The 18,610-nt window shown below is 71.7% G+C and carries 20 protein-coding genes; 9 read left to right on the forward strand and 11 right to left on the reverse strand.

The annotated features are described in order from the left end of the window. Window positions 1–27 precede the first annotated feature (27 nt). The 8 genes from KBX08_RS29740 to KBX08_RS29775 form a co-directional block, all read right to left on the reverse strand. Window positions 28–819 carry a maleylpyruvate isomerase family mycothiol-dependent enzyme gene (locus KBX08_RS29740; protein ID WP_210786770.1) on the reverse strand — a complete coding sequence of 264 codons (792 nt, stop codon included), beginning with the start codon at window positions 817–819 and terminating at the stop codon, window positions 28–30. Window positions 820–929: 110 nt separating this feature from the next. After that, the gene (locus KBX08_RS29745) at window positions 930–2,423 is read right to left on the reverse strand and encodes an MFS transporter (protein WP_210786772.1); all 1,494 of its coding nucleotides are present in this window, start codon (window positions 2,421–2,423) and stop codon (window positions 930–932) included. Window positions 2,424–2,456: 33 nt separating this feature from the next. Further along, window positions 2,457–3,086, reverse strand: a complete 630-nt coding sequence (locus tag KBX08_RS29750) for a TetR/AcrR family transcriptional regulator (protein ID WP_210786774.1) — start codon at window positions 3,084–3,086, stop codon at window positions 2,457–2,459. 151 nt (window positions 3,087–3,237) lie between these two features. Beyond that, window positions 3,238–4,584: a glycosyltransferase gene (locus tag KBX08_RS29755; RefSeq protein ID WP_210786776.1), complete on the reverse strand. Its 1,347-nt coding sequence runs from the start codon at window positions 4,582–4,584 to the stop codon at window positions 3,238–3,240. Beyond that, window positions 4,581–4,763: a hypothetical protein gene (locus tag KBX08_RS29760; RefSeq protein ID WP_210786778.1), complete on the reverse strand. Its 183-nt coding sequence runs from the start codon at window positions 4,761–4,763 to the stop codon at window positions 4,581–4,583. The genes KBX08_RS29755 and KBX08_RS29760 overlap by 4 nt, the downstream gene beginning before the upstream one ends. Window positions 4,764–5,143: 380 nt before the next feature. After that, on the reverse strand, window positions 5,144–6,043 hold the full coding sequence (locus KBX08_RS29765; RefSeq protein WP_210786780.1) for a Gmad2 immunoglobulin-like domain-containing protein: 900 nt from the start codon (window positions 6,041–6,043) through the stop codon (window positions 5,144–5,146). Continuing rightward, the gene (locus KBX08_RS29770; protein ID WP_210786782.1) at window positions 6,040–7,443 is read right to left on the reverse strand and encodes a cell wall metabolism sensor histidine kinase WalK; all 1,404 of its coding nucleotides are present in this window, start codon (window positions 7,441–7,443) and stop codon (window positions 6,040–6,042) included. Before KBX08_RS29770 ends, KBX08_RS29765 begins: the two co-directional genes overlap by 4 nt. A gap of 11 nt (window positions 7,444–7,454) precedes the next feature. Beyond that, the gene (locus KBX08_RS29775; RefSeq protein ID WP_210786784.1) at window positions 7,455–8,135 is read right to left on the reverse strand and encodes a response regulator transcription factor; all 681 of its coding nucleotides are present in this window, start codon (window positions 8,133–8,135) and stop codon (window positions 7,455–7,457) included. A gap of 147 nt (window positions 8,136–8,282) precedes the next feature. Here KBX08_RS29775 and KBX08_RS29780 point away from each other — a divergent pair, with 147 nt between their 5' ends. The 5 genes from KBX08_RS29780 to KBX08_RS29800 all read left to right on the forward strand — a co-directional run bounded on the left by KBX08_RS29780 (window position 8,283) and on the right by KBX08_RS29800 (window position 12,454). Next, window positions 8,283–8,657, forward strand: a complete 375-nt coding sequence (locus tag KBX08_RS29780; RefSeq protein WP_210786786.1) for an L-rhamnose mutarotase — start codon at window positions 8,283–8,285, stop codon at window positions 8,655–8,657. 221 nt (window positions 8,658–8,878) lie between these two features. Then, complete coding sequence (locus KBX08_RS29785) at window positions 8,879–9,706, forward strand: peptidoglycan-binding protein (RefSeq protein ID WP_210786788.1); 828 nt, start codon at window positions 8,879–8,881, stop codon at window positions 9,704–9,706. 599 nt (window positions 9,707–10,305) lie between these two features. Continuing rightward, on the forward strand, window positions 10,306–10,659 hold the full coding sequence (locus KBX08_RS29790; protein WP_112668588.1) for a YciI family protein: 354 nt from the start codon (window positions 10,306–10,308) through the stop codon (window positions 10,657–10,659). 20 nt (window positions 10,660–10,679) lie between these two features. Continuing rightward, window positions 10,680–11,879, forward strand: coding sequence for an RNA polymerase sigma factor (locus KBX08_RS29795; RefSeq protein WP_210786789.1), 1,200 nt, complete (start codon window positions 10,680–10,682; stop codon window positions 11,877–11,879). Next, complete coding sequence (locus tag KBX08_RS29800; RefSeq protein WP_210786791.1) at window positions 11,876–12,454, forward strand: dihydrofolate reductase family protein; 579 nt, start codon at window positions 11,876–11,878, stop codon at window positions 12,452–12,454. Before KBX08_RS29795 ends, KBX08_RS29800 begins: the two co-directional genes overlap by 4 nt. A 76-nt stretch (window positions 12,455–12,530) precedes the next feature. Here the strand turns inward: KBX08_RS29800 and KBX08_RS29805 are convergent, their stop codons facing one another. Continuing rightward, on the reverse strand, window positions 12,531–13,094 hold the full coding sequence (locus tag KBX08_RS29805) for a hypothetical protein (RefSeq protein ID WP_210786793.1): 564 nt from the start codon (window positions 13,092–13,094) through the stop codon (window positions 12,531–12,533). A 306-nt stretch (window positions 13,095–13,400) separates the two neighbouring features. On the opposite strand from KBX08_RS29805, the gene KBX08_RS29810 reads away from it, so the two are divergent. Continuing rightward, window positions 13,401–14,516 (forward strand): snapalysin family zinc-dependent metalloprotease, encoded by a 1,116-nt coding sequence (locus KBX08_RS29810; protein WP_374101976.1) that lies wholly within the window; start codon window positions 13,401–13,403, stop codon window positions 14,514–14,516. 126 nt (window positions 14,517–14,642) lie between these two features. Next, the gene (locus tag KBX08_RS29815; protein WP_210786795.1) at window positions 14,643–15,293 is read left to right on the forward strand and encodes a hypothetical protein; all 651 of its coding nucleotides are present in this window, start codon (window positions 14,643–14,645) and stop codon (window positions 15,291–15,293) included. Between the two features lie 13 nt (window positions 15,294–15,306). On the opposite strand, the gene KBX08_RS29820 is transcribed toward KBX08_RS29815, so the two are convergent. Then, window positions 15,307–16,137: a DUF3152 domain-containing protein gene (locus KBX08_RS29820; protein ID WP_210786797.1), complete on the reverse strand. Its 831-nt coding sequence runs from the start codon at window positions 16,135–16,137 to the stop codon at window positions 15,307–15,309. A 138-nt stretch (window positions 16,138–16,275) separates the two neighbouring features. On the opposite strand from KBX08_RS29820, the gene KBX08_RS29825 reads away from it, so the two are divergent. Together KBX08_RS29825 and KBX08_RS29830 are read left to right on the forward strand one after the other, a co-directional pair. After that, a complete protein-coding gene (locus KBX08_RS29825) occupies window positions 16,276–16,776 on the forward strand; it encodes a SigE family RNA polymerase sigma factor (RefSeq protein WP_210786799.1) in 501 nt (166 codons plus the stop codon). Next, window positions 16,773–17,531 (forward strand): hypothetical protein, encoded by a 759-nt coding sequence (locus tag KBX08_RS29830; protein ID WP_210786801.1) that lies wholly within the window; start codon window positions 16,773–16,775, stop codon window positions 17,529–17,531. The genes KBX08_RS29825 and KBX08_RS29830 overlap by 4 nt, the downstream gene beginning before the upstream one ends. 14 nt (window positions 17,532–17,545) lie before the next feature. On the opposite strand, the gene KBX08_RS29835 is transcribed toward KBX08_RS29830, so the two are convergent. Continuing rightward, on the reverse strand, window positions 17,546–18,610 hold a 1,065-nt coding region (locus KBX08_RS29835; RefSeq protein ID WP_210786803.1), incomplete at its 5' end, for a response regulator.

Below are 18,610 nucleotides of genomic sequence, written 5' to 3' on the forward strand. Positions count from 1 at the left end.
GGCACCCCCGCCCCCCACGGCCGCTGGTCAGAAGCCGACGAAGACTCGGCGCAGGTCGTCGACTGTGACCGAGCTGGTCACCTGCACCCCGGCGGGAGTGTGCTGGGGGCCCAGCCGTCCGGTGGCCAGCCGCAGCCACGCCTCGGCCGGGGCCACCAGCTCCCCGTCGGGGCGCTCCGGCGCGTCGACGATCTCGACCTTCTCGCCCAGCCGCAGCCCGAACGTCCGCTCGGGCGCGTGCAGCCGGACCAGCAGCGTGGCTTCCCGGCCCGCCAGCTCCTGGGGTCGGCTGGTCCAGGCCAGCATGCCGCCGATCTGGTCGAGCAGCAGCGCCACCGCCCCCGGCGTCACCGCCGCGAACGTGTTGAACGCGACCTCGGCGTCCCACTGGTGCAGGGCGAACTCGCTGAGCCGGAACCGGGCCGCAGTGGCCACGTCGACCGGCTCCGGCAGGAAGCCGAGGTCGATCCGCATCGAGGCCCGGGTCTCGGTGTCCAGCGCCTCGTACGCCTCGACCAGCCGTTCGTTGGTGGCGAGGAACCCGGCGGCGTGCTCGGCCGGGGACATCGCGTCCCAGCGTGCCCAGACGCCACGGTTGAAGTCCCCGTCCGGGCCGGGCGCGCCGGAACGGGCGGCGTCCAGCGTCGCCAGGTTGATCTCGGCGCCGCTGCCCAGGTGGCTCAGCACCTGGGAGACCTGCCACTCGCTGGCCCCCGACGGCCGGAGCAGGTCGTCCTCCTTGAGGTCCCGTACGAGCGCGGCGAGCTCCTCGTGGCCCGCGCGCAGAGCTGTGATGATCTGGTCAGCAGGGGTCGACATGGATCTCCTCAAACGGATTCTCGGCTATGGTCCGGACGCTACCGGACGTGGCCGCCGGCGGGCCGGCCCCGGGGTCGGGCCGCTCCGGCCGTCGGCCACGTCGGTCAGGCTCAGCCCATGTGCACTGTGTTGCCGGTCGGGATGTCCTCCTTGCGGACCTTCACCAGGACCAGGGTGGCCAGTCCGGCGAGCACGATCAGCGCCGCGCCCCAGGCGAAGGCCACCCGGTAGCCGTGCACGAGCGCCTCGACCTGGTTGACCGGGTTCGGCGCCCGTCCGACCAGATAGGCGGCGACCGCGCTGGTGTAGAAGGTGTTCAGCAGCGCGGTGCCGAGCGAGCCACCGATCTGCTGGGTGGCGTTGAGCGTCGCGCTGGCCGCGCCGGCGTCGTGCTCCGGCACCCCCACCAGGGCGAGGCTGGACAGCGGGACGAAGGTGAAGCCCAGCCCCAGGCCCAGGACGACCTGCGCGGGCAGCAGGTGGGTGAGGAACGAGGTGTCCACGTCGATCTGGGTCAGCACCAGCATGCCCAGGGCGGCGAGCGCCGAACCGGCGACCATCAGCGGCTTGGCACCCAACCGGGGCATGAGCTGGCTGGCGCCACCCGCGGCGATCAGCACGCCGACGGTGACCGGCAGGGACGCGAGACCGGCTTCGAGGGGCTTGTACTGCAGCACAACCTGGAAGTAGAAGGTCAGGAAGAGGAACGCCCCGAACAGGCCGGCGCCGATCAGCGTCGAGGTGAGGAACGCACCGCCCCGGTTGCGGTCCAGCAGGATCCGCAGCGGCAGCAGCGGGTGGCTGGAGCGCAGCTCGATCACCACGAAGACGGCGAGCAGCACCACGCCCGCGGCGATGAAACCGAGCGTCGCGGTGGCGTCCCAACCGTCCTCGGCGGCCTTGGTGAAGCCGTAGACCAGGGAGACCAGGCCGGCGGTCACCACGATCGCACCGGGCACGTCGTAGCGGGTGTTGCCGTGGGCCCGGCTCTCCGGCACCAGCGGCAGCGCGAAGGCGATGGCGATGGCGGCGACCGGGATGTTGACCAGCAGGCACCAGCGCCAGTCGGCGTACTCGGTGAGCACCCCGCCGAGCAGCAGGCCGACCGCGGACCCACCGCCGGCGATCGCGCCGTACACCGCGAAGGCCTTGGCCCGCTCGGTGGCCTCGGTGAACAGAACGGTGAGCAGCGCCAGCGCGGCCGGGGCGAGCAGCGCGCCGAAGGCGCCCTGCAACGCGCGGGCGGCAAAGAGCATCTCACCGGTGGTGGCCAGACCGCCCAGGGCGGAGGCGAGCGCGAAACCGGTCATGCCGACCAGGAAGGTGCGCTTGCGCCCCCAGTAGTCGGCGATGCGACCGCCGAGCAGCAGCAGACCACCGAAGGCCAGCGTGTACGCGGTGATCACCCACTGCCGGTTCGCGTCGGTGATCCCCAGGTCGGCCTGGGCCTGCGGCAGCGCGATGTTCACGATCGTGGCGTCCAGGACGACCATCAGCTGTGAGACCGCGATGACCGCCAGCGCGATCCAGCGCCGCGGGTGCGGTGCGCCTGTCGACGCCCCGGCGTTGGGCGCGCCGGGCGCGGTCGAGGTGGTTCCGGGCATGGTGAAGCCTTCCGTGTTGCGAATATCGGTGAATCAGGCCGGCGACGGACGGTCGTGCTGATAGCGGAGTACCGGGATCAGCACCTGGTCGACGACCTGGGTGAGGAACGCGTCATCGGCGGGTAGGCCGTGCGCGACGATGCGGGACATGGTGAGCGCGGGCGCCAGATCGTGGAACAGCTCCCGCTCGCCGGCCTCCGGCGGGATCTCCCCGCGGGCGGCGGCCCGGACCAGGATGGCGGTGCTTGCCACCCGCCCGGCCGGCAGCACCTGGTGACGCACCAGACGTTCCAGCTCGGGGTTGGTCCGCATGGCGAAGGTCAACGCCTGCATGAGGTCGCAGTCGGCCGTGCAGATCGCGGCCGTGGCCCGCAGCAACTCGATCAGGTCCCCGCGCAGGGAACCGGTGTCGGGCGGGTTGTGGACACCCACGTGCCGGTCGCGCAGGGCGGCGACGACCAGCTCGGCCTTGCCGTCCCAGCGTCGGTAGATGGTGGCCTTGCTGACGTGGGCGCGGGCGGCGACGGCGTCGATGGTCATCCGGTCGAAGCCGACCTCGCGCAGGGTGTCGATGACGACGGTGAACAGGTCGCCGTCCGTGCAGCGCGGGGCCCGGGCTGCCGGAACCCCGGCGCCCGCGCCCACCTGCTGACCACCCAGCATGCCGACCCCCCGCGAAACGATGTCGTACTGACCCTAGTTCGCGGCTGGCTGATCGTGCAGGGTTTCGTGAGGTGCCTCGCACCCAGCCGACGAAACGGTCACGTTTCACACGGCGTCATGCCAGGTGTCAGGTTCAGCACGGGTCGCGTGGTCAGGAACCCAGCGCCACTTCCACCTTCTTGCGGGTGCCCCAGCCGGTGCGCCAGCAGGTGGCGATGCCGTACCAGCGGATCGCTCGCAGCACGACCAGGGCGAACACCACAGCGACGGGCGTGAGGAGCCAGGTGCCCCACTGGTAGGCCGTCGACTGGTCCGATCGTCGCACCGTCATGTAGCGGAGCGCCTGCCCGTACCCGACGATCAACGGCACAGCCACCAGCCACGGAATCGCCCGCGGGTCGGGGTCGATGATCGGCGACAGGATCGCGACCGCCACGAACAGCACCGTCGCGACCACCGTGGCAGCCCAGCGCAGCAGATGCAGCCACCACGCGATCGACAGCAATGACAGGTACCGGACCCGCCACCAGGTCCTGATGAAGCTGCCGCGCATCCAGCGCAGGAACATCCGGCAGAAGTGCCCGGTGTTCTCCGGCATGAGGGAGAACGCGAACGCCGACGGCTGCTGCACGGTGCGTCCCCGGACCATCGCGAAGAGGGTGAGGAGGGAGTCGTCGGAGAAGGGCACCCGCTGGCCGAAGAACGTCTCCGTCAGATACGCGCCGAGGTTGTCGCGAACCACCTCCGCGCGGTAGGCGGCGATCGGGCCCGAGTTCACCCACACGCACCCGAACACCGACAGCGACGACCGGTCGGTGAGCTGCCCGGTCACCAGCCACAGGTCGGTGAACCGGGTGAGGAAGCTGCTGCGCACGTTCGCGGCCATCACCACCCCCGCGACGGACTGCACCGCCGGATCGGCGAAGGGCTTCAACAACTCCCTGAGGGCGTTCGGGTCCGAGATGGTGTCCGAGTCCACCGTCCAGTAGACGTCGGCTGCCGGTGTCGACCGCACCGCGGCGGCCTGGGCGTGCCGTTTCCCGGCATTGGGCTGGATGTGCCAGGCGGCGATGATCCCGTGGACGGGGGCGACGTCGAGAAACCACCGCTTGATCGGCTGGTAGCCCTCGGTCAGCTTCGACCCGTCGTCCACCACGTAGATGGTGTCCGGTTTGCGGGTTTGGAAGATCATGGATTCGAGGCAGGCCCGCAGCGCGCCCGGGTCCTCGTTGTACGCCGGCACGATGCCCACCACGTGCAGAGCGTCGAGGTGCCCCTGCATCCGGTCGGTGACCACTGCGGGCTTCTCCAGATAGGAGGTGCCGAGCTGCCAGATCAGCAGCAGGAACATGGCGGCGTACGCGAAGGTGAAGCGGTGACCGCCTCCGTTGATGGCGCCGATCACGGCGAGGACGTGATGGGCGCTCCACGCCGCCGCGGCGGCCAGGACGACCGCCGCGGCGAACAGGACACGACCTTTCGTGACGCTAGCGGTCACTGGCCGACCGACTGCTTACGACGGAACGTCATCCGGATCATGATGAAGCCGATGAGGACGGCGGTCGCTCCGGTGAGGGCGATGGTGAGCGGCAGGGGAAGTGCGTAGCTGCCGATACCGGCCGCGCCGCCGATCGTGACGACGCCCATACCGGTACGGGGAAGGCTGCCACCGGACATGATGTATCTCCGCTCTGCGAGGGATGGTGAGGCTGTCGCGGCGACCGGTACGACTCCAGTGTGGCCCGGCCGTCACGGGGCTGAACAGCGAATATGACTGTGCGCAATGACGCGCTCACGTTGGCAAACATGTCCACCCAGGTCAATCTCGAAGGTCAGGGGAACGGTCGTCCGGCCAAGCCCGACGAGCCGTCCCGCTGCCGGCGTGTCGGAGACGTTCCCACCGGCTCCACGGCACCTGGCCTGCGCTTTCACCGCGTGGCCGCGCCAGCCCGGTGAATGCCGGCGAGGATCTGCGCTGTCGGGTAGACGTCAGCGCCGCGCGTCGCTGTCGACAAACGGATGACGCACCGGGTTAACACCCTCTTTGGGCGAGGCGGTCAGTCGCGGGGTGCGAGGACCACCGGCACCGCCATCGTTTTGATCCGCGCGCCGTTCTCGGCGGACACCTCGTACACCTCGACAGTGCCCTTCTGTTCGCGGACCGGGCGCCAGCCGACCACCACGCGGTACCCGCCCCGGCAGCCGCTGCCGCAACTGGCGGTGCCGAAACCGGTGGCCACCTCCCGGCCGGCGGCGTCCAGCACCCGGACGCTCACAGTGGCCTCGAACACGGTGGCGGTGCCGGTGACGACGAGCGGGGCGGACACGCGCTCGCCGGGGATCGGGCCGGTGACCACGATCGGTGGCAGCAGGTCCGCGTAGTCTGCCCGGTCGACCGGGGCCGCGCCGTCGAGGCGGACCTGACGCACGCTGGGGAACTGGGTGAGCGTCCACACCACCTGCGCCTCGCGCAGCCGCCGGGTGGACGGGTCGCCGACGGACGGCACCCGCAGCGTCGCCACCTCGTCGGCGATGCGGGTGACCTCGACGCCGGTCGGAAGGAGGGTGATCATCCCGGCGGCCGCCTCGGGCGAGCTCGGCCCGGCGGCCAGTTCGGTCAGCGCCAGCCGGGACGTCGCGACAGTGGCCGGCCGGGTGCGCCGGGTCGGCACGAGCAGCCCGGCGCGGACGTACCACAGCTCGATGGTCACCGGATCCGGTCGGCGCGTGCCGGTGGACGCCGCCGGCGGCGGACCCGGCGGCCGGTTCGTGGGTGGTGGCGTCGGTGCCGCGGCCCGGGTCGGCGTGCGCTCCGGGCGGTCGGTGGGTGCGACGCTGGGCGGCGGCGCCGTGGGCGCCGGGCCGAGGTCGCCGGAGCGGGGAGTGCCGCAGCCGCCGAGCAGGAGCGCCGCGACCAGCGCCGACACGCCCGGCCCGACCGCGCCACGGCCGGTCATCCCGCACCGCCCGGCGGGCCGGCGGGACCGGCAGTGGGCAACTCCAGCCGGAACCGGGTGCCCTCGCCCGGGTCACTGCGCACGCTCAGCGCGCCGCCGAGCAGCTCGGCGTGCTCTTGGGCGATGGCCAGCCCGAGCCCACTGCCGGGCGCGGAGCGGGACGGATCGACCTGGTGGAACCGGTCGAACACGCGGGGCAGATGCTCGGCCGGGATGCCCGGCCCGTCGTCGATCACCTCGAAGACGACCAGTGATCCGGCGCCCGCCACGCTGGCAGTGATCTCGCCACCGCCGTGCTCGACCGCGTTGGCGACCAGGTTGGCCAGCACGCGCTCCAGCCGACGCCGGTCGGTGCGCGCCGCGACCGGATCACCGGTGACCCGCACGCGCGGCGACCAGCCGCGCGCGGCGACGATGCCGTGCAGCAGCGCCAACGCGTCGACCGGCCCGACAGCCACCTGCTCCCGCCCGGCGTCCAACCGGGAGATCTCCATCAGATCCTCGACCAACCGGCGCAGCCGGACCACGTCGCCGACCAGCAGCCGGGCCGCCGGCCGGGCGTCGTCGGGCAGTTGGTCGAGGTGCTCGCGCAGCAGCGACGCCGCGGCCACCAACGCGGTCACCGGGGTACGCAGCTCGTGCGCGACGTCGGCGGTGAACCGCCGCTCGCGGGCCTGCGCGGCCGACAGCGCCGCGATCTTCGACTCCAGTGCCTCGGCCATCTCGTTGAACGTCGCCGCCCAGACGCTGAACTCGTCGCGCCCGCGTACCGGCAGGCGGGTGGCGAGCAGGCCCTCGGTGAGCGCTCGGGCGGCCCGGCTGGCCCGGCCCACCGGCTCCAACGTGCGGCGGGCCAACGCGTGACCCACCGCAGCGGCGAGCAACACCACGAGCACCCAGCCGGCCACCAGCGCGGTGCGTAGCTGACCCAGATCGGTGGCGACGTCGTCTTCCACGGTCAGGACGTACAGCTCGGCGGTCGAGCCGGGAATGCGCCCACCGATCACCAGCAGCCGAGGACGCTCCTTCGGCGCGGAGCGCTGATAGCCGAGCCGCCCGTCCGCGACGACGGCCCGCAACCGGGTGCCCAGCTCCGGGGCGTACGCGGGGTGCGATGCGCGGGTCGGGCCGTCGACGAGCAGCACGTGCCGACCGCTGGCCTCGAAGCTGGTGAGCAGTTCGGTGCTGCGTTGCTCGGTCAGCGGCAGGAACTGCCCAGCGAGAACGAGGTGGTAGCGGGCGTCGGCGGCGGCCTCGTGCAGCGACGCGTCCAACCAGGACTGCCGCAGCAGCAGCCCGGTCCCGCCGGCGAGCAGCCCGGCCGAGACGCCGGCGACCAGGACGAACGCGATCGTCAGCCGGCGTCGCAGGCGCCCGGGGAACACCGCGCGTCCGGCCATCGCCGCCCCCGTCAGCCCGTCGAGAGTTTGTAGCCGGCACCGCGTACGGTCCGGATCAGCAGTGGCTGCGCCGGGTCGTCCTCGATCTTGGCCCGTAACCGCTGCACCGCCACGTCGACCAGTCGGGAGTCGCCGAGGAAGTCGTGGTTCCAGACCAGGTCCAGCAGCAGCTCCCGGGTGAAGACCTGACCGGGCCGGCGGGCCAGCTCCAGCAACAGGCGGAACTCGGTGGCGGTGAGCGCCACCTCCTGGCCGTGCCGGCGGACCACGAAGCCGCCCGGGTCGATCTCCAGGCTGCCGACCTCGATGACTGTCGAGGGGGCCGGCACGCTCACCCGGCGCAGTACCGAGCGGACCCGGGCCACCAGCTCGGGCAGGTCGAAGGGCTTGCGCAGATAGTCGTCCGCGCCGCACTCCAGCCCGACCACCACGTCGATGGTGTCGGTGCGCGCGGTCAGCATCAGGATCGGCACCTGGCTGGTCCGCCGGATCTCCCGGCAGACCTCCAGACCGTCCAGCCCCGGCAGCATGATGTCGAGCACGATGAGGTCGACCGGGTGGGCGCGGAACGCGGCCAGGGCCTGCCGCCCGTCGACCGCGGTGTCGACCCGGAAACCGGCGCGGCGCAGACCGAGGGCGGTGATCTCCCGGATCGAGAAGTCGTCCTCGACCACCAACACGCGGCCCTCCATCACCCGAGGGTAGACCTGGCGCCACGGTGCGTAGTCCTGGCGAAACGGCCGACATCGGTGGCCGGCTGGTCACCTCTGGGCACTGCCCAACCGCTACTTTCAGGTGCCTTCGGCACCCCTGAAACAGCTCACACGAAAGGGCACGACGTGAAACGTCATGGCTGCGTGATCCGACTCCGCCCCGAGCAGCGGGAGACCTACCTGCGGTTGCACGCCGCCGTCTGGCCGAGCGTGGAGAAGACGCTGCGCGAGGCAAACTTCCGCAACTACACCATCTTCCTCCACGACGACCTGCTCTTCGGCTACTACGAGTACGTGGGCGACGACTACGAGGCCGACCTGCGGCTGATCGCGGCGGACCCGCAGACGCAGGAGTGGTGGAAGCTGACCGACCCGTGTCAGGAGTCGATCGCCGAGCCCGGCTCGGGGGACTGGTGGGCCCCGATGCGCGAGGTCTGGCACCTGGCCGACGAGGCGGTCGGGCAGGCACCCGACCCGATCCAGCAGGGTTCTGGCAGCTAGCTGACGGGAGCTGCGACGGCGGCCCACCGACCTGCGACGGACGTGGGTCGGATGGGCGCCACCGGATGGTCGGGGCCGGCTGGTCCCGACCATCCAGGTCGACCGGCGGGAGGCGATCCCGAGGACATTCGTACGCCCCAGCGGGGTGACAACTCAGCTCCGTACATTGAAGAATAGCTTCATTCCGTCATGTCAATCTGTCGATATATTGCGGAGGAAGCGTGCTCACGAGAAGGAACCTGCTCGTCGCCGCAGGTGCGGCGGTGGTCGGTGCCGTACCGCTGGCCGGCCCGGCCACGGCCGCGTTGCCGCAGCTGGACATGGAGGCGCTGATCAAGGCGGCGCAGATCGACCCGCGTCGGGCGGACACCGCGCTGACCGAGGGGGCCAAGGACAGCGTCCTGCTGGTGGAGCGTGCACTCCAGGCGAGAGGGCTGCTCTCGTCGGCGTACGTCGACGGTCATTTCGGCACCAGCACGATCGCCGCGTACGCCGCGTACCAGCGGTCGCTGGGCTACACCGGTCTCGACGCCACAGGTCTTCCCGGCCCGTCGTCGCTGCGGTCGCTCGGGGAGGGCCGCTACACAGTCGTCAGGGCCATCTCGCCCGGCAGCGTGGTGACTCTGCGGGGCGTGCAGGTCAACACCCGCACCAGGTCGATGCTGTTCGAGGCCGAACGCCTGCTCGGCCGGCAGCTCGGCATCACGCAGGGCTCGTACAGCAGCGGTGTGGGCGCCTCCGCCGGCACGCACGACGGCGGCGGCGCGCTCGACCTCTCGGTCAGCGGTCTCTCCTCGGCGGTCCGGACGGACGTGTTGCGTCGACTGCGCACGGTGGGCTTCGCCGCGTGGCTGCGGACCCCGGCCCAGGGGGACTGGGGCTACCACATCCACGCCATCGCGCTCTCCGACACCGACCAGTCGACAGGTGCGCAGAACCAGGCCGGTGACTATTACCTCGGTCGTAACGGCCTGGCCAACCGGGGCGTCGATGATGGACCGGCGGTCAGCCCGAAGCGGACCTGGGAGGAGTACCAGCGCACGCTCTGAGGCACACCGGTTCTCGCACTTCGATGCCGGCTGCACGACAACGTCCGCAACGAGGACGTCTCGGTCGCCTCGGTCCACTGGCCGACCAACACCTGGCACGGCCCCGTGCGCCGACGAGAACATCAAGGAGGCCGACGAGGCGAGGGACCGCCTCGGCGGCGACCTGAAGATCGTCGCGGGTGATGCCAACGCCGAGCCTGAGGACGCCGGCTGGTCGAACGACGGCAAGGCCGACGGGTACCGCGACCTGACCGCCTACGCGAACTACTGACGACCCACCCAGCGGCACCGCACGCCGAGCGGCGTGCGGTGCCGCAGCCGCTTGAGCTGCGAGAATCGGTGGTCGGGCTCGTCCGCTATGTCCCGAGACTCCGTCGTCTCACGCCGACGTCAAAACTCGTCGACAAAAAAGTTTGGGCGTGCTGTCGATCGGGATCGGTTCAGTTCGTAGCCCTGGTGAGAGCCCGGCATCGCAACCTGCCGCACACCCACTGGAGGGCACGATGACCGCCACCGCGAACACGACCCGCGCCACCACGTCGAACGTCGTGGCCGCCTGACCTGTACCCATCCCACCATCGAGCTACCGGAGGATCGTCATGAAGCAGTACCTGCTGTCAGTGCACTTCGTCGAGGGCGCGCCGACGCCGTCCGACGAGGAGACGCAGACCATGTTCAGGGAGACGGGCCGGATCAACGACGACATGCAGGCAGCGGGCGCCTGGGTCTTCGGCGGGGGACTCACCTCGCCGGACAGCGCCACCGTCGTCCGGGTCGAGAACGGCACCACCGCGATGAGCGATGGGCCGTTCGCCGAGACGAAGGAGCACATCGCCGGGTTCTGGGTCATCAGGTGCGCGGACCTGGACGCGGCGCTGGCCTGGGCCGAGAGGTGCGCGGCGGCCTGCGGCCCGGTCGAGGTGCGCCCCTTCGACGACCTGTCCCAGGCCTGACCGGCAGCCGCTCTCCCGACATGGACCTGGCGAGCATCTACCGCGCGGAGTACGGCCGCTGCGTCGCCACCCTGGCCCGCCTCCTCGGTGACATCAACCTCGCCGAGGAGGCCGTCCAGGACGCCTTCACCACGGCGCTGCAGAAGTGGCAGACGCTGCCGCCGAACCCGGGCGCCTGGATCGTGACGACCGCACGCAACCGTGCCGTCGACCGGCTTCGCCGGGAGTCGACCCGCGAGGCCCGGCACGCCCAGGCCCTGCTGCTGTATCACCAGGATGAGCCCTCGGAGGTGGGACCGGTGCGGGACGACCAGCTACGACTCATCTTCACCTGCTGTCACCCGGCGCTGGCCCCGGAGGCGCGGACGGCTCTCACCCTGCGCCTGCTGGGCGGCCTCGAAGTACCGGAGATCGCCCGTGCCTACCTGGTCCAGGAGGCGACCGTCGCCCAGCGGATCGTGCGCGCCAAGAAGAAGATCCGCGACGCCGCCATCCCGTACCGGGTTCCGGCCGGACATGAGCTGCCGGACCGGCTGCCGCCCGTCCTCGCGGTGCTCTACCTGATGTTCAACGAGGGCTACGCGTCCACCGCCGGTCCGTTGATCAGAACGGACCTGTGCGCCGAGGCGATCCGGCTCGCCCGCGAACTCGCCGCGTTGATGCCCGACGAGCCCGAGGTTCTGGGCCTTCTCGCCCTGCTGCTGCTGACCGAGGCGCGCCGCCCGGCCCGGCTCGGCCCGACCGGCGACCTGGTGCTGCTGGCCGACCAGGACCGATCACTGTGGAGCCGGCCGCTCATCGCCGAGGGCCACGACATCGTCCGCCGTTGCCTGCGCCGTAACCGGCCCGGCCCGTACCAGATCCAGGCCGCGATCAGCGCGGTGCACACCGACGGCGCCGCCACCGACTGGCCGCAGGTCCTGGCACTGTACGACCAGCTCCTCGCTCTCGCGCCGACCTCGGTCGTGGCGCTCAACCGCGCGGTCGCCGTCGCCGAGGTGCACGGGCCGGCGGTGGCCCTCGCCGCGTTGGAGGGCCTCGACCTTCCGGGCTATCACCGGCTGCCCGCAACCCGGGCCGAACTGCTCGCCCGACTCGGACGGAACGACGAGGCCCGAGCCGCCTACGACCGGGCCACGGCACTGGCCACCAACGAGACCGAGCGGGCCCACCTGCAGACCCGTCGGACCGAACTCACCCGTGAACGGAGAACATCATGACCGCCACCTACACCGTCGACGTCTTTTCCAGCCTCGACGGCTTCGGCACCACCAGCGGCAACTGGGGCGGGTACTGGGGTAAGCAGGGCCCCGAACTGCTCGCGCACCGCCTGTCCGGGTACAGCGCGGAGCAGCGCATGGTCTTCGGGGCCAACACGTACCGGGTGTTCGCGCAGATGCTGGCCGTGAGCACCGAGGAGTCCGAGGTCCGCGACGCGTGGGTGACCCAGATGAGGAACCTGCCGGCGACCGTGGTGTCGAACACGCTGGAAGGCCCGCTCGACTGGCCGGACGCGACAGTCGTGCGCGGTGACGCGGTCGACGTCGTCGCCCGGCTCAAGGAGGAGTCCGCCGTGCCCCTGCGATCGCACGGCAGCCTGTCGTTGAACCGGGCGTTGATGGCCGCCGGACTGGTCGATTTCGTCCAGGTGACGCTCTTCCCGGTGATCACCGGACAGACCGGCACCGAGCCGATCTTCCAGGGCGCGGCCGACTTCGACCTGGAATTGATCGAGAGCCGGACCCTCGACGGTCGCACCCAGGAACTCGTCTATCGGCCCACCCTGCACGCCTGACTGATGCCCGGGTCAGTGCGCACCATGGCCGTCCGCCTGATGTCGGCGGACGGCCAAGCGGATCGGCCTGCTTCGATTACCACTGGTGGGCGACGTCGAGCACGACCCGGCTGTGGGTGCCGGGACCGGCGAGCACGAGCACCCGGAACGGCAACCGCGCCCGTACGCCGACGGCGAAGGTGCTGTAGCCCTCGAAGCTGCCGCCGAACACCACGTCGCGCAGCGTCGGGTAGCGCAGCAGGTTCGCGACGTGCTCGCCGACCGCGTAGGGCACGGTGCCCAGGTGGTCGTCGTCGTACGCCGGTGCCCGCAGCGAGACCCGCAGCAGCGCGCCGCCGGCGGTGTACGGCGACAGCGCCAGCCCTTCGCCCTCGGTCCACGTCTCCCCGTAGCCGATCGCGTAACCGTCGACCGGGCCGTTGAACTCGAACACCACCCGGTCGTAACAGTCGTGCCGGCCGGTTCGTACGTCGACCAGCGGGGCGTCGCTCAGCGCGCCGGCCGCCTTCTCCGCGCTGCCCCAGGTGATCCCGCAGTACGCCGCTCCGGTCGTGGTGCCCGCGGCGGTGCTGCTGCCGGCGCTGGCTACCAGCCCGGCGAGGGCGACCGCCAACGCGGTCAGTGCGCTCCTGATCCTCATGGTTCTTCTCCGTCCGGTACCGGGGTCACGTCGCGGCGGCGCTGCCGGTGACCCTCTGCCGCCACCGTCGTCCTGCCCCGGCACGGGCGCTTCGCCGCGGCGTAACCGCTGGGTAACAGCCTCCACGTCGCCGGTATGACGCTTCCGCTATGCCGAACATCGGCCGCCGTCACATTAATATCGGTGCGCATCGATGAACCGGTGGCCGACGGTCGCCGGACGACCGCAGGGGAGTACCCGATGTTCCGAGGACAACTGAGACGCGCGGCGCTGGCCATGCTGGTGGCGATCCTGGCGGCGGCCGGGATGCAGCTCGCCACCGGTACGCCCGCCGCCGCCGTCCGGACCGTCTACTACGACGCGAGCCGGACCGGCGAGTTCCGCACCAACTTCGACCAGGCGGCGCAGATCTGGAACAGCCGGGTCAGCAGCGTCCGACTCCTGGCCGGCACCCCGGCCAGCATCACCATCTACGTCGACGAAGGCTGGCCCCGCGCGCAGCCGACCGGTCTCGGCTCGGGCCGGATCTGGATGGGCCGCACGGCCGTCAACCAGGGCTACGACCGCACCCGCATCGCCACCCACGAGGTCGGCCACATCCTGGGCCTGCCGGACCGGCGCACCGGCCTCTGCTCCGACCTGATGTCCGGCAGCAGCGCACCGGTCTCCTGTCGCAACGCGAACCCCAGCGCCGCCGAGGCGAGCCGGGTGAACTCGCTGTTCGCCGGCTCCCTGGCCGCGCCGGCCAGCACGACGTACACCTGGAACGGCGACTCGGACATCAGCCCGCTGGTGGTCGGCGGCCGGCCGGCCACGGAGAACTACCCCTTCATGGTCTATGTCTCCGGCTGCACCGGCACGCTGATCAAGGGCAACTGGGCGGTCACCGCCAAGCACTGTTCGACGCCGTCCTCGGTGCGGGTGGGCAGCATCAACCGTTCCAGCGGCGGGACCGTCGTGCGGGTGACCCGGGCGGTCAACCACCCGAGCGTCGACGTCAAGCTGCTGCAACTGGCCAGCTCGGTCACGTACGCGCCGGCCCCGATCCCGAGCACCTCCGGCGCGGTCGGTACCGCCACCCGGATCATCGGCTGGGGCCAGACCTGCGCCCCGCGGGGCTGCGGTTCGGCTCCGGCCGTGGCCAACGAACTCGACACGTCCATCGTGGCCGACAGTCGGTGCTCCGGCATCAACGGCCCGTACGAGATCTGCACCAACAACACCAACGGCAACTCCGGCGCCTGCTACGGCGACTCGGGTGGGCCGCAGGTGCGCCGGGTCAACGGAGTGTGGAACCTGATCGGCGCCACGAGTCGGGCCGGCAACAACAACTCCACCTGCGCCACCGGCCCGTCCATCTACGTCGACCTGCCGTCGATCCGATCGTGGATCTCCACTCAGGTCGGTGGCCTGCCGGTCTGACCATCAGCGACATCGCGGGCGGGGGCGAGCGCCAGACGCGCCCCCGCCCCGGTGCGCCGGTGTCACCCACGCGATCCCACGATGCGGTACGGTGCGTGGCATATCCGGCACATCGGAGGTGGCGTCATGCCTACCGTCGTCGTCCTCGCGCTGACCCTCGCCCTCGCGCCCGCGCCGTCCCCGTCGGCCACCTCAAATCCGCTCGGTGACATCGTCGGCGGCGTCGGCCAGATCGTCGACGACCTGCTCGGTGGCGACACGCCGAGTGCCGCCCCGACGCCGAGCGACACCCCCACCGGAGCGGCCACGCCGAGTCGGCCACCGGTCGTCGGTCGGCCCAGTCCGGCGGAACCCATCGCGATCCCCGCGCCCGCCGGGTCGGCAGGCGGTGGTCTCCCCGCACCCGCAGCCCCCGATCGCCGCACCGATGGCGTAGGCACCGGCACCCGCGAGGCCGGCGTGCCCTGGCGCGACGGCGACACCCCCGCACCGACCCAGCCGTCGGCGCTCGCCAACCCCACCCGCGATGCCTGGCCACCCGTGTCGTACCTGCTGGTCGTGGCCGTCCTCGGGGTGCTGGCACTGCTGCTGCTGCGCCGCCGGGCCCCGGCCCTCGCCGCCGCACCCGACCCCGGTCCGGTACCGGATTCCGGGCCGGCGCCGGATCCCGGCCCGGTGCCGGAAAACGTCAGCCGGCTGCCGACCAGCCTCAACGCCATCTACGAGATGGGCCGGCAGGACGAGCGACTCGAACAGGAGCGCCGCCGCCGCACCTGAGGGCACGCCGTCCTCACGATGCCGAGTAGGCGCCCTCACGCCGGGGGATCGCGTCGTCGTACGCCCCGACCGGCCCGCTGTAGCGGGCCTTGCCCTTCGGGTACGGCCAAGCGTTCGCGGAGCAGCCGTGCAGGCCCAGCGTCTGCTGGTGCATCACCGGCGCCGGCCGGCCCCGCCCGGGACACCGCTCGTGGCCGTACCCGAGCTTGTGCCCCACCTCGTGGTTGACCATGTACTGCCGGTAGATCTCCACCGTCGCGCCGTAACCCGGCACCCCCTTGACCCAACGCGCCACGTTGAGCACCACCCGGCCACCGTTGCGGCAGGAGGTGTAGGCGTCCGGCACGTCTTGGCAGAGGGTGTCGCGGGTGCCGGGGGTCGCCAGGTAGATGGTGAAGTCGGTCGGTTCGCCGGCACCGACCCGGCGCAACCGCCACGCCCCGCCCGCCGTCCACCCGCGTGGGTCGTTCAACGTCGTGGTGATCGCCGTGGCGATGTCCTTCGCCGGCAGGCCCCGAATGTCGCGCTCGACGGCGACCCGGTAGCGCAGCAACCGGCCGGCCGTCGCGCGCCCGGGGGTCGTCTCGCCAGGCGCCACCGACCAGCGGTTACCGCCGGTGGCGGGGTAGCTGACCGGGACGACGGGCGCGGAACTGGGCCGGACCTCGGCGGCCCCGGTCGGCCGACCGGTAGATGTCGCCGGTCCGCTGGGCAGCGGCCCGGCGGCGACCGGCTCGGTGGCGGGTTGCCCGGCGGCGGGCAGACCGCACCCGGTGAGCAGCACCACCACCAGCAGCGACGCCATCGAGGTGGGACCCCAGCGGCGGGTAGCCTTCGTCGACATGTCTCTCCCCTCGCGCGTCGCTCGGCGGCGGCGCGGAGGAGAAGACGGGTGACAGTGGCGAAAAGTTGATGTGACCCAGGGCTCAACCTTTTGCCGACCTCGCCCGTCTCTAGCTCTGTGGCACGGGGAGGGTTCGCGGTGGCGCGGGGTGACGCCGATTTCGTCGAGTTCGCGCGGGCGGCGTCCGCGCGACTGGTGCACGCCGCGTACCTGATGACCGGCGACCACCACCAGGCCGAGGATGCCGCGCAGACCGCACTGGTGCGCACCTACGCGTCGTGGTCGCGGATCCACGACGACGACGCCTACGGGTACGCCCGCCGCACGCTGGTCAACCATCTGGTCGACGGGTGGCGACGGCCGATGCGGGAGTACCCGACCGACGAGGTGCCGGAGCAGCGGCGTGGCGACGTGGCCGACGACGTGGCCACCCGGCGCTGGTTGATCACCATCCTCGGTGCGCTCAGCCCCCGGGAGCGCGCCATCGTCGTCCTGCGCTACTACTTCGACCTGCCGGAGGCGCAGGTGGCCCGGGAACTCTCCGTATCCGTCGGCACGGTCAAGAGCACCAGCTCGCGAGCTCTGGAGAAGTTGCGCACCGCCGCGCCCCGCACGGCCGATGAGAGGGCGCGCCGATGAGCGAGCTGGAACGGCTCCGCCACGCGATGCGGGCGACCGAGCGTCCCGACGCCGTGTTCGATCTGGACTCCGTGATGCGCGAGGGACGTCGGTTGCGTACCCGTCGACGCGTCGCCGGAGCGGGGGCGGCGACGCTGGCGACCGGCCTGGCCGCCGTGGTCGTCGTGGTGGCGGTCGGCGTGTCCGGGCCGGGCGATCCGGCGCCGACCGAGCACCCGCCGCCGGTCGCCGTCGCTCCACCGTCGGTCGGTGTCTCGCCGTGGGCGGAGAAGTCGCTGGGCTCCACGCCACCGCCGACGGTGGGCCGCGACGAGCCGCCACCGAAGCCGCTGGGCCAGATCGTGGACAGCGGGGTGCGGCACGGCGCCGAGCGTCGGGTCTACTACTTCGTCGCGGTGTCCGTGCCCGGTGAGCCCAAGGTGTCCATCGGACTGGCCGCCGGTCGCCAGGCTCCGGACGGCTCGTTGCGCACCGACATCCTGGTCAACGACGTCTACGGCAGCGACCGCAGTGCCGGGTTCCACCAGATCGGCTACGACGAGGGCTTCGCCGTGCCGGTGCCCACCTTCGGCTACTTCGTCGGCCCCGCCAAGCGGATCATCGGCACCGTCGACGGTCGGCAGGTCGACGCCCGAGTGGCGCGATGGAGTGGCGACAAGCAGGTGCTGGTCTTCTGGTTCGACCCGACGCGGCTCACTCCGGGGGAGCGGCTGGACGGCATCATCGCCCACGACGCCAGCGGCCGCCGACTCTGACCCGTCGCCGGCACTCAGGCCAGTCGACGCTCGATGGTCACCGTCGTCCCCTCGGCGGTGGAGACCAGCCGCACGTCGCCGTAGGCGTTCATCAGCAGCGCGCCGCGCCCCCGGTCCATCGCCGGCCGGCGGTCCCGCCAGGTGCCGAAGTCCCGTACCGAGATCTGGATCAGCCCGTCGCCCACCTGGACGCGCACCCGTACCTCCGGACGGCTGGGTCGCTGTGCGTGCTCGACGGCGTTGTTCATGGCCTCCGAGGCGGCGAGCAGGAGGTCTTCCAGCACGTCCGGGTCGACGTCCAGCTCGCCCAGTGCGCCCCGGACGTCGCGACGCATCGCGGCGGCGGAGGTGGGCGCGGACGGGTAGGTCCACCCGACGTCCAGGAGGTCGCCCAGACCGTCCGGCTCGGGCGGCGCCTGCACGGCCACTGCCACGTCGCGGACGGTTTCGACAGCCGGGGTCGGCGGAACGGGCCCGACCGGGGTGGGCCGAGCCGAGGGAGCTGCGGCAGTGGCAGTCGCCGGGTCGCCGACGACGGCCGCGGCAGGGGTGCGGTCGCGGGCTCGGCGGATGCTGGCCCGGATCCGGGCGATCAACTCGGCCGCGGCGAACGGTTTGACCAGGTAGTCGTCGGCGCCCAGGCTCAGGCCCTCCACGCTGGCCTCCCCGCCGGCACGGGCGGAGAGCACCAGCACCGGCAGCGTCCGGGTCGTCGGGTCGGCGCGTAGTCGGCGTACCAGGTCGAAGCCGTCCAGCACCGGCATCATCACGTCGGTCAGGACCAGGTCGGGCAGATCACTGTGGATCTCGTCGAGGGCCTGCCGGCCGTCGGTGACGGCCCGCACCCGCCAGCCCTGCCCGGCGAGCAGCCGGGTGAGGTACGCCCGCATGTCGGCGTTGTCGTCGGCGAGCAGGATCCGGGCTCCGGTCAGCTCGTCCGTGGCCGCCCCGGACGCGGGATCGGGCTCGGTCAGCGCGTCGTCCGGTTCGGTGAGCCAACCCATCGCCTCCTCGACGGCGGCGCGGGCCGCGTCACCCCGCCCGTCCACCGCCGGCCCGGTGACCGCGGTGCGGTGCGC

The organism is Micromonospora sp. H61 (genome assembly GCF_018070325.1).
Classification (GTDB): Bacteria; Actinomycetota; Actinomycetes; order Mycobacteriales; family Micromonosporaceae; genus Micromonospora; species Micromonospora salmantinae.